We start from the raw sequence: 10,343 nt of genomic DNA on the forward strand, positions 1-10,343 counted from the left end.
CGGGATGTTCACGCAACATGTACAGCACAAAGTTACTACCGATAAAACCGGCACCGCCGGTAACGAGTAATTTCATAAATGTTCCTCCTGTCACCAATAAATAAGATCCAGCTTAAATGCTGAATCTTATTCTATCGTTTATTTGAAATTCAAAGCTTAATTCAAAAATTCAATTCTGCATCTTTTAATAAAGGATGTTCCTTGTCCTTTTCTGAAAGAATTGGCTCCGAAATTGGCCAATCAATCGTTAGAGCAGAATCATTCCACAAAATTCCTCGATCATGTTCTGGGGAGTACTACTGACTTACTTTATACGAAACTTGTGTATTCGCAACTAGCGTAAAAAAAATGTATGAATCCTTGAAGAACCAGTAGTTTACGTTTATTCTCTGCGCTCAGTATATAAAACCAATCCATTTCCCAAATGTATCTGAACCCTTTCGGACATCTACAATCACATCATAAATAGCGCCTGCAAAAACATGAATGATCTTGGTTTGAGCTTTTGAGTTCAATTGATAATGAAGCCTTCTCAGTACCGCTGATTCCGCAGAAAGAGAGTGATTATCTCGAATAGAACGTTGCACTATTCCTAATTCATTCATAACTTACTTATTATAACTTTCCATAAAAAACCCATGGTTATCACCATGAATAATCGGTTCAAGTAGTTTTGCTCCTTCCAGTTTAAGAGCAGCCACTTTCATGATTTCCTCCTTAAAGTTTGAGCTTACCAAACTCTTCGCCAAAGACGATATCTTGTGCCAACTCATTCGCTCTCGCTAGAGATGCATGTGTTCCTGCATCTGTCCACCAGCCTTGCAAAATATCAAATGATAATTCTCCACGTGTAATATAAGCGTTATTCACATCGGTGATCTCAAGCTCACCACGATCAGAGGGCTTGAGTGTTTTGACAATATCAAACACCTGGCTATCGAACATATAAATTCCAGTTACTGCAAAATCACTCTTCGGATTTTTTGGCTTTTCTTCGATCGAAACGATGCGTTCCCCTTCAAGCTCAGCAACACCAAAGCGTTGCGGATCTTGTACCTGTTGCAGCAACAGCTTTGCACCTGTTTTTTGATCACGGAAGTTTTGTACAAATGGAGCAATATCGTCTGCAAACACATTGTCTCCAAGAATAACGACCATTTGATCACCATTAACAAATTGCTCAGCCAGATCAAGCGCCTGTGCAATTCCGCCTGCTTCATCCTGAACTTTGTATGTAAACGTGACACCCATTTCACGTCCACTACCCAGCAAGTTTACAACATCACCCATATGATCTTTACCAGTTACGATTAAAATGTCCTGGATACCGGATTGTTTGAGCTTGTATACCGCGTGAAAAATCATTGGGTATTTGCCTACTGGTAGAAGATGCTTATTGGTTACTTTCGTTAGTGGAAAGAGTCTTGTACCCGTTCCACCTGCCAAAATAATACCTTTCATAAATAAAGAAGCCTCCGTTCGGTCATTAAATTGATTTATTTTGAAAATAATCTCTGTCTCTTACACAGTATGTGTAGAGTTTTTGTAGAAAGCAAATATCTGTTCAACTACTGCCAAAACTTTCTCTTCTTCCATATGGAAAAATAGTGGCAAACGAATTAAACGTTCACTTTCTTTAGTTGTATATTGGTCTTCTCCACTCATTTTACCATACTGCAAACCTGCAACAGAACTATGCAGCGGAACATAATGGAATACAGCCCCAATGCCATTATCTTTTAAATGCTGTAGCAATTTTCCACGTACAGCAATATCTTTTACCTTAATATAAAACATATGGGCATTATGTGTACAATTTTGAGGAATGCTGCCTAGTTCGATCAGTCCATCCTCTTGCAAAGTTTTCAAATGCTTATAATACAAATTCCATGTTTTCAAACGATCATTATTAATTGTATCTGATTCTTCTAATTGTGCATACAAAAAGGCAGCGTTCAGCTCACTTGGTAAATAAGAGGAACCAATATCTACCCATGAATATTTGTCCACTTGACCTCTAAAAAATTTCGAGCGATCTGTACCTTTTTCACGTATAATCTCAGCTCGTTCAATCAATGCAGGATCATTAATTAATAATGCCCCACCTTCACCACAGTTATAGTTTTTAGTTTCGTGGAAACTATAGCATCCTAGATGACCAATTGTACCTAGATACTTGTCATTATATAAACTCATAACGCCTTGAGCTGCATCTTCAACGACTTTAATATTGTGTTTTTCAGCGAGAGCCATGATTTTGTCCATCTCACAGGAGATACCAGCATAATGAACAACGACAATTGCTTTCGTTTTTTCATTAATCGCTGCTTCAATTAAGTTTTCGTCTAAGTTCATTGTATCTGGACGAATATCAACAAATACAGCTTTAGCCCCTCTCAAAACAAACGCATTAGCAGTTGAGACAAATGTATAGGAAGGCAGAATCACTTCATCGCCTTCTTTAAGATCGAGCAAGATTGCTGCCATTTCCAAAGCATGTGTACAGGATGTCGTCAATAACACTTTTTTCGAACCAAATTTTTCCTCGAACCATTGATTACATTGTTTTGTAAAATGGCCATCACCAGATAAATGTCCTCTTTTAGCTGCTTCCGCAATATAAATATGTTCTTTTCCAGTAACAGCAGGAATATTGAAAGGTATCATATTTATTTCCCCCTAAATTATAATCTTAGATTAAATACAATGACGCCTATGACTATTAACAATGTCCCCAACACTTTTTTTAATGAGAATGACTCTTTCAAAAAATAAATAGCCATCATATATGCAATTAAATAATTACAAGACAAGATGATAGTAAATTGCTTTAAATCGATATATTTTAATAGAAATACATTGATTACTGTAATCGCTAAAAATAAAAAATAGCCTGTAAACGTATATCTATTAAGGAAAGAAAGCAAAATATTCTTATCATCGGCTGAACCAGCACCCTTTTTCAAAAGAATTTGCGAATAACTATTCATGAGCACAAGCATTACCATTGTTATATAGATCATATTGTTTTTTTAACTGGGAAACCGATAATTACAATTCCTAATATAATAATTAAAGAGCCCAGTACCTCATTTATCTTAATAGTATTGTTAAAAAATATACAATCCAAAATCAATAATACAATATTAACTAAAGTCATTAAAGGGTAAACATCTGATATAGAATGATTTTGCAAAACTTTTTGCCAGAAAAAAGCTTGGATTACTAACATTGAAATAGAAAGAATGTAAAATCCATTAAAAATCAATGAGAAAATATCGTGCGTAGTAGTAGAAGCTATTTTTGAAAATAATATCGAAAGAGCTTGACACATAATACACAAAAAAATAGTGACTCCATGTCGGAAATAAGATTCTTTAACTACTAATTGCATATCTCTCCTCCCTATCATGTCTGAAACCATAATTCAAATTTAATAGATGCTATAACCTAACATAATTCTGATTAAATAGTAGCTTCCAGATACTAGATGTAATGAAAAAATAATATTTACAAGACTCATTTTCCAACCAACGAACGTTTCTTTTTTCCAGTGAATCCATTCAATAACAGAAAACAAGAATACCAGTGCTATAAAAATTTGAAGTCCCCAAGCAAAGTTACCATGACTAAAACGATACCCGCCTTCAGCTAGCAAGATAAATTGACTATATGAGATTACTAAGCCAATCCAGCTACATAACAAGAACTTGCTATTCCATACTTGTCTGTAACGGAAGATTACTATAGCAAGCGGAAACGCTGTGCCTAACAAAAACGAAAATAACGGAGATGGCGTCCATAGGTTCCATACACCGAAAGGATCAATAACTACGGAACTCGCTGTTTCTGTATTATACGTTCGTACATATTGATAAGCGAGTATAAAAAGTGTAGGAACAATCATACCTGCGGAAAGTAACCATTGTTTTAAATTCGCCTTTTTCAAAAGCAAGTAAATTGGAATTGTAAACAAAAAAGCAAGAATAAAATTGGGCTTCATAATTACGCTTAACGTTAACACGATCGTAGCCCACCAAAACATTTTTTTGTTCATTTGATCCAATAATCGAATAAACAAAATAAGTGATAAATAGGCAAACGGCTTTACAATAATCAACGTTGGATTATGATAAATATTAGAAGATGCTTGGCCTAAATATAAGTGATTAAAGAATGGAATAAAGATAGCTGTCACTAGCATGAGCATTCCCGTGTACTCAAAAGCATATTCCGTTTCTTTCTCAATCACCTTGAAAATAATATACGCAATCGCAGTTGCAAAAATTGAGAGCATACAAACCGAAGCTTGTTTAAAATCCAAAGGTGTTATGATCTCTAATAGTTTGGCAAGAAAATAAAAGCCCGGATGCGCAAGGTAACCTTTACCTTCAAAAAATTGCATAGCCATGTCCATATGAGCTGGCAAATCAGAAAAAAAACCATCTTCTGTTCGATACATCTGACTATAAAAAATGTAAAAATAAATAGAGAATACACTCACAAAAAAGAAATTCTTTTTCAAAGACTCCACTCCTGATCCCTTAGTGATAGATACCCACCAATTTTTCTTTGATAATATAAATTGGTCTTTTCTTCGTTTCATCAAATATACGACTAATATACATACCTAACATACCCAGAATCGAAATAACAATTACGCCAATTAACCGTACAGAAGTAATCAAACTTGACCATCCTTGAATACTGGTATCTCCTGTAAGTTCAAGAACGACAAGATAAGCAACGTACAAGAAAGAAAGCAAGCAAAGAAATAGAGAATCCAATTTTCACAGTTAGACGTAATAGTTTATCTGAGAATGAGATGATTGTATTCCTAGACAGATGAATCAGTTTCTGAAGTGAATACCCTAATTAACCTGATTCTCTAACACCATGTTCAATATCAACTGTCGTAGCTCGGAAATCAACCCACTTCAATATAATTAGGAAAGAAACAAAGAATTTTCTCATGGACACAATCACATCAATGAATTTCCGGTTATAAACGCCAAAATTAGCAATCGTCATATCCTGTCTTGTTTCAGTCAAGTAACTAAACAACTTGTAAAATACGATCGAAGATAGCTTTTTACAAAGCGGGCTTGTCGGTTCACGAGTCTTCCCTTCACAACATCTTATCCTTGAAGTACTTTACTTAACATCGGAACGATTTGTTCTGGTTTATCTTGCAACTCTTCATCCATAACAACGATCCATTCAAACGAATTTGATTCACTCTCGCTGTAATAACGTAATGGTGTCCAAAGTTCCTTATGAATTTCCAAGCTTACAAAATAAGCCTCATCATGCTTCGAATCAGCGCGATACACTTTAATCTTCGCGCCTCCTTCTTTGTCTGTCCATAGATTTTTCGGCTTGCGTCCGCTGTTGTTGCCAATCACTTCGTTGGCAGTGCTTAGAATATTGGAAGTGGAACGGTGGTTTTGCTCCAGCAGAACCGTTTTCGCTTCTGGATGATCCTGTTCAAAATTAAGAATATTCGTAATATCTGCTCCACGCCAGCGATAGATCGATTGATCACTATCACCGACTACACAAATATTATGATACGCATCCGCCAACATTTTGCAGAGCATATACTGCGCACGGTTCGGTTACGATAAGTAAAATATTGAGATTATCTCCGCCTTTTCACCTGTGTCACACCGGGCGTGAAAGTTTCCTACTCACCTGGCGTTCTATCAGACCCGATCTCTTTTAGTATATGATATTACAATTCCCGATTCTTTTACGCAGATCATTGATTGTCTCAAGTTGTTCACTAGGGCGCGTCTCCAAATTACAAAAACTAGAATTATAGACAGAATGTCGCTAGACTGAAGCTATGAATAATCGATATGAAATCCGAGATGACCAATGGGAATCCATCCATCACCTTTCACCACCTGAACGAAAACCACAAGGAGGACGCAAGGCAGAAGACAACCGTATGATGCTGAATGCCATGATTTGGATCGCCCGATTGGGTGCCCTCTGGCGAGACCTTCCCGTCTCGTAGGGCTCGTGAAAAACCGTATACACACGCTTCCGACGCTGGCAAACTTGGGGATGCCGTTTTGAAAGCAGTTCCACGCAATCGGACGATCGCATGTTGGAATCCCCACTACAATTCATGCGGTAATTGATGAACTGGGCTACCCTCTTCGGTATGCGCTGACGGGCGGGCAATGTCATGAAAGTCGGCTATGACTTGCTAAATTCGATGGAACGGCAAGGAACGTAAGTCATCGCGGATCATGCGTACTACTTCAACTTTTGGAAGAACAGCAGGCATAGACCGTGATTCTAGCCGCGCCCATCGCACCACGTAGCGAAGCTGGGATCACTGGTGGTACAAAGAACGGCAGATGGTGGAGCGATTGTTTTGCAAATTCAAAACATACCGTCGCTTAGCCACATGCTATGACAAGCTCGCCTGTACCTTTGAAGCCTTTTTGAAGTTGACTTCTATTTTATTATGGCTTCATTAGGTTTGAAGACACGCACTAGTAGGTAGTATCAAATGCATTTCAGATTTATACTCTCCTTATCTTCTATTAGGAAATAAAGGAGCGAGAAGCGATGAATAAAAATTCGAAGTACGTTTATCGAACGAACATCGCAAAGAGATTCAACAAATGCTAAAGCATCCTAAAACCTGTGCAATTTGCGTAAACGTCGTCTCCTCCTGATTCAAGCGGACGAAACACAAAGCGTGCCCGCCCTCCACCCAAACGGAAATTGCCAAGCGGCGTCAAACTACGGAAACGACCGTGAGGAACGTCATTCGCCAATTTGCAACGTACGGATTGTCGACCACCTTGCGCTACAACTGTCCACAAACGCGAGAGCCTAAGCCTAAAGTAACAGGTGAACTCGAAGCGCGAATTGTCGTGTTAGCGTGCGGCTCCCCACCCGAAGGTATGCGCGTTGAACCCTTCGTCTGCTCTCGCAGCGGATCGCGGAACTGGAGATGTTGCCCATCGCCAGCAAAGATTTGGTGCGTTGGGTTAAAAAACGGGACTTTAGCCTCATGTAAAGAAACAATGGTGCATTCCACCACGCTATTCCATCGAATTTGTCGCATGCATGGAGCGGATATTGGACGTGTATACCTGACCGTACATCACCGAAATTCTGCTCCTGTGTATGGATGAAAAACCATTTCAATTACGGAGCGATTCTCGCCCAACCTTGCCAATGAAGTCGGGATACGTATGACAAGAAGACTACAAATACGAACATCAAGGAACCTGTAGTCTCTTTCTATTCACAGAACTCCTAGTCGGTTGGCGATGGGTTCATGCACGCAAACAACGGACAAAAAAGGACGGGGCATTGGAAATACAAGTGTTGTTAGACAACGACTATTCGAATGCAAGTCGAGTTTGTTTAGTAATAGATAATTTTAATACCCATAGGCTGGGTTCGCTTTATGAAGCGTTTGATCCCGAAACAGCGCATGGCTTAGCGCGTCGAATGGACATTTGCTACACACCAAAGCATGGAACTTGGCTCAATATGGCCGAGGTGGAACTCAGTGCTTTAACGCTGCAATGTTTAGATCAACGAATCGGATCGCTGGATGAACTGCAATAAGCGGTCTTAGTTTGAATCTGCCAACAAAATCGCAACGAGAAGACGATAAATTGGCAATTTACGATGGAGGATGCACGCATTCGATTGAAGTACCTATATCCTAAAGATACTTCCAGCACATAAGGTAGCTTATAGCGATTTACACGCGACATCAAGTCTACCGTATTATCATAAGTTCGCACTAGATGACCTACCGATCATAACCGTATCGGTGCCAGACCTACAAATCTGAGCCAGATTCTCATCAGATATGAATCGATCTGGGTCAAGCTTGAATACGTGGCACCACGCTGCTATCTTGTCTCTCACTGGTATTCCTCCATCTTTTCTACAACCTTCAAATTAAGTCTATGATAGGCGGTGTACAGTGTCAATGATCTGTTCATACGAGCGAGTCCACCTGGTAGCATTCATCGGGACTTAGATATCCAAGCTGGTATCCGTTAAATTTAGGATCGTCCGGGAACAGCTTAGATAACCCAAAGGCATAATAAAACGATGCAGATGGTGTTGGAAAGCCGCGCTTACATGCTTTATCCAGCGAACCGTCCGGCAAAATGATCTTGCACCCTGCTGCACCTGCACGTGGATGGCTGTCCATAAAAGACACCATCGTCTCCAGTGTGTCCGGTTGTACGATGGTGTCGGAATTAAGCAGCAATGTATATCGCCCCTGCGCCCGTTTCATTCCAATATTGTTGCCCTTGGCAAACCCTCCATTATCGGGATTGGCAATAAACACAACATTCGGATAGGTCGCTGGAATACGGACGGTGGAATCATCGGTGGAATGATTGTCCACCACAATAATCTCGTAAGCATATTTCGTTTGCGAACGATAGACCGAGGCGATGCAATCCAGTGTAAGCTGGCATGTATTATAGTTCAAAATTAAAACACTAACATGCATAGTAACGCTCCTGCCTTGAAATGTAAGCCATACTCTTACATGACTTATTCTACACGGATTATAACATAGATCATTTAGTAAAGGTGAACTTAAGCAATCAAACTACAATTTTCCCCATAAATAGTGCATCCATCTGATCTATATATATCCGACCAAAATCAAAACTCTAAATAACAATTGCTCGGTTAGGGACTGCCGGAACAACTTACATATTCTAAGATATCGAAATCGAGCACGTAAATTCGTTCGCGGTGCAATAAACTGTTCTAACTGGTCGATCATCTGTACATCGGTCATTTGACTGCCATATACACGATAAAACTCTTTCGCTTGTTGCACCAGCAGCTTTTTATCTCCTCGATGCTTGAGGAAACTATTCCATTTCTTTTTAATTTTCTGATAGACGTTCGCTTCGCCTCCAACTGCATTTCCTCCATGTTGTCGGTAATAAATGGTTGGCTGATGCTCAAAATGAACCTTTCCAAAACACGATATAACTAGATATGCCCACCAATCGTGCATTTGAATAGCTGCTATATTGACGGTTTGCTTCGTATCAAGCAATAGCGATAACGCTGTCGCATTAAAAGAAACGGTAGCACCTACAGCAATATTTTGAATTAATGCATTATAAAAAGATGGCTTTAAATGAGGCATTCCTGGCCACACCACAGTAGGATTCAAATGACCATCTGTTAATTGCGTATCCGTACAAATCATAGTGGGAATGAATTTCTGCTGGAATCCATGGTTACGTTCATCCAAAGATACAGCGTGTAGAGGCTGTTGTTTGTCTGTTTCTAAGCTCTGGAGCAAACGAACCGAAGTCTCTGCTTTATGAGGCATCCAGACGTCATCCTGATCACAAAAGCTATAATAAGTCGCCTCACGATCGGCATGCTGTAATAACGACCAGAAGCTTGGAATCACACCTATATTCTCCCCTTTTAGTAAGTCGATACGGTTCGGATAATGAGTCTGATACTCTTCGATGATGGAGATCGTTTCATCACTGGAACCATCATCCCGAATTAAAATATGAATCGATTCATACGGTTGAGACAATATACTATCAAGCTGAGCTGAAATATACTTTGCCCCATTATATGTAGACATAAGCACTTGCAATGTACCCGGTGTATGCATGTTGTTTCCCTCATTGTATGTTCAAAATTAATCAATCGATGATCTTGTTCACTTGTATACTATGTTCATGCTTAAAGTTAGCATAAATCCAATCAATATGCACGATGTAGAACAAGACGCAGCAAAAAGGAGCTTGATCCTATATAAGATCAAACTCCTTCTTTGTTGTGATTCTTTATTGTTTTAATTATTTTAGTTGCGAATTTTGATTGCGTTTATGGATGACACTGTTCAAGTACGGATGTTAGTTTTATTTTGTATCGGATTGCGCTGCCTTATACTCCTGTAAAAAGGCAGTCAACCCTTCACGCCAGTCTCGAATATCCTGAAATCCATTCGTACGAATCGACATATGCTCCATGACCGAATTAGCTGGACGTGGCGCTGGACGTGGAAAATCGGCTGTTGTGCAAGGCTCCAGACTGGCAGTAATCGATGCTTGGAGTACCTGCTTCGCCTGACTGAAAATTTCCTGAGTAAACTCATACCATGTGCAAGCTCCGCTATTGGACGCATGGTAAATGCCATACTTCTCGGTCCGCATCAACTCGGACACAAACTCTGCCAGATCGACGGTGTACGTAGGCGAGCCCTTCTGGTCATGAACGACCTTGAGTTCCGGCTTTTCCTGTCCCAGTTTCAACATCGTCTTCACAAAGTTATTGCCGTGCAATCCATACACCCA

The 10,343-nt window shown here is 39.5% G+C and carries 9 protein-coding genes and 5 pseudogenes; 3 read left to right on the top strand and 11 right to left on the bottom strand.

The genetic code is table 11. The annotated features are described in order from the left end of the window. Positions 1-161: 161 nt before the first annotated feature. From AAHF22_RS23590 to AAHF22_RS23615, 7 genes and pseudogenes are all read right to left on the bottom strand, one after another. A pseudogene (locus tag AAHF22_RS23590) lies at positions 162-605 on the bottom strand (dTDP-4-dehydrorhamnose 3,5-epimerase family protein). A gap of 112 nt (positions 606-717) precedes the next feature. Next, positions 718-1,461, bottom strand: coding sequence for a sugar phosphate nucleotidyltransferase (locus tag AAHF22_RS23595; RefSeq protein WP_347327448.1), 744 nt, complete (start codon positions 1,459-1,461; stop codon positions 718-720). A 60-nt stretch (positions 1,462-1,521) separates the two neighbouring features. Then, entirely contained in the window at positions 1,522-2,667 is a 1,146-nt protein-coding gene (gene rffA / locus AAHF22_RS23600; RefSeq protein ID WP_347327449.1) for a dTDP-4-amino-4,6-dideoxygalactose transaminase, read from the bottom strand. Positions 2,668-2,684: 17 nt separating this feature from the next. Next, positions 2,685-3,023 (bottom strand): EamA family transporter, encoded by a 339-nt coding sequence (locus AAHF22_RS23950; RefSeq protein ID WP_371834107.1) that lies wholly within the window; start codon positions 3,021-3,023, stop codon positions 2,685-2,687. Beyond that, positions 3,020-3,394, bottom strand: coding sequence for a hypothetical protein (locus AAHF22_RS23605; RefSeq protein ID WP_347327450.1), 375 nt, complete (start codon positions 3,392-3,394; stop codon positions 3,020-3,022). The genes AAHF22_RS23950 and AAHF22_RS23605 overlap by 4 nt, the downstream gene beginning before the upstream one ends. Before the next feature lie 39 nt (positions 3,395-3,433). After that, the gene (locus AAHF22_RS23610; RefSeq protein WP_347327451.1) at positions 3,434-4,525 is read right to left on the bottom strand and encodes a hypothetical protein; all 1,092 of its coding nucleotides are present in this window, start codon (positions 4,523-4,525) and stop codon (positions 3,434-3,436) included. Between the two features lie 744 nt (positions 4,526-5,269). Further along, positions 5,270-5,615, bottom strand: a pseudogene (locus tag AAHF22_RS23615) (UvrD-helicase domain-containing protein); the annotation flags it as partial. Between the two features lie 233 nt (positions 5,616-5,848). Here AAHF22_RS23615 and AAHF22_RS23955 point away from each other — a divergent pair. From AAHF22_RS23955 to AAHF22_RS23620, 3 genes and pseudogenes are all read left to right on the top strand, one after another. Then, the gene (locus tag AAHF22_RS23955; protein WP_371834108.1) at positions 5,849-6,022 is read left to right on the top strand and encodes a transposase; all 174 of its coding nucleotides are present in this window, start codon (positions 5,849-5,851) and stop codon (positions 6,020-6,022) included. Positions 6,023-6,371: 349 nt separating this feature from the next. After that, positions 6,372-6,494: a hypothetical protein gene (locus tag AAHF22_RS23960; RefSeq protein WP_371834109.1), complete on the top strand. Its 123-nt coding sequence runs from the start codon at positions 6,372-6,374 to the stop codon at positions 6,492-6,494. Positions 6,495-7,242: 748 nt separating this feature from the next. Continuing rightward, a pseudogene (locus AAHF22_RS23620) lies at positions 7,243-7,602 on the top strand (transposase); the annotation flags it as partial. A 104-nt stretch (positions 7,603-7,706) separates the two neighbouring features. Here the strand turns inward: AAHF22_RS23620 and AAHF22_RS23625 are convergent. The 4 genes and pseudogenes from AAHF22_RS23625 to AAHF22_RS23640 all read right to left on the bottom strand — a co-directional run. After that, positions 7,707-7,911 (bottom strand): annotated as a pseudogene (locus AAHF22_RS23625) (geranylgeranylglyceryl/heptaprenylglyceryl phosphate synthase); the annotation flags it as partial. Positions 7,912-7,987: 76 nt separating this feature from the next. Then, positions 7,988-8,512 (bottom strand): annotated as a pseudogene (locus AAHF22_RS23630) (glycosyltransferase family 2 protein); the annotation flags it as partial. A 138-nt stretch (positions 8,513-8,650) separates the two neighbouring features. After that, positions 8,651-9,658, bottom strand: a complete 1,008-nt coding sequence (locus tag AAHF22_RS23635) for a glycosyltransferase family 2 protein (protein WP_347327452.1) — start codon at positions 9,656-9,658, stop codon at positions 8,651-8,653. A gap of 250 nt (positions 9,659-9,908) precedes the next feature. Beyond that, the coding region (locus AAHF22_RS23640) for an SDR family oxidoreductase (RefSeq protein ID WP_347327453.1) at positions 9,909-10,343 on the bottom strand (435 nt) is incomplete at its 5' end.

Origin of the sequence: Paenibacillus wenxiniae (genome assembly GCF_039822605.1) — a bacterium.
GTDB lineage: Bacteria > Bacillota > Bacilli > Paenibacillales > Paenibacillaceae > Saccharibacillus > Saccharibacillus wenxiniae.

Bases quoted from the DNA above. Each gene is read 5' to 3' on its own strand.
- AAHF22_RS23960 (WP_371834109.1), top strand. From the start codon at position 6,372: ATGGTGGAGCGATTGTTTTGCAAATTCAAAACATACCGTCGCTTAGCC.
- rffA (WP_347327449.1), bottom strand. From the start codon at position 2,667: ATGATACCTTTCAATATTCCTGCTGTTACTGGAAAAGAACATATTTAT.
- AAHF22_RS23955 (WP_371834108.1), top strand. From the start codon at position 5,849: ATGAATAATCGATATGAAATCCGAGATGACCAATGGGAATCCATCCAT.
- AAHF22_RS23595 (WP_347327448.1), bottom strand. From the start codon at position 1,461: ATGAAAGGTATTATTTTGGCAGGTGGAACGGGTACAAGACTCTTTCCA.
- AAHF22_RS23635 (WP_347327452.1), bottom strand. From the start codon at position 9,658: ATGCATACACCGGGTACATTGCAAGTGCTTATGTCTACATATAATGGG.
- AAHF22_RS23605 (WP_347327450.1), bottom strand. From the start codon at position 3,394: ATGCAATTAGTAGTTAAAGAATCTTATTTCCGACATGGAGTCACTATT.
- AAHF22_RS23950 (WP_371834107.1), bottom strand. From the start codon at position 3,023: ATGATCTATATAACAATGGTAATGCTTGTGCTCATGAATAGTTATTCG.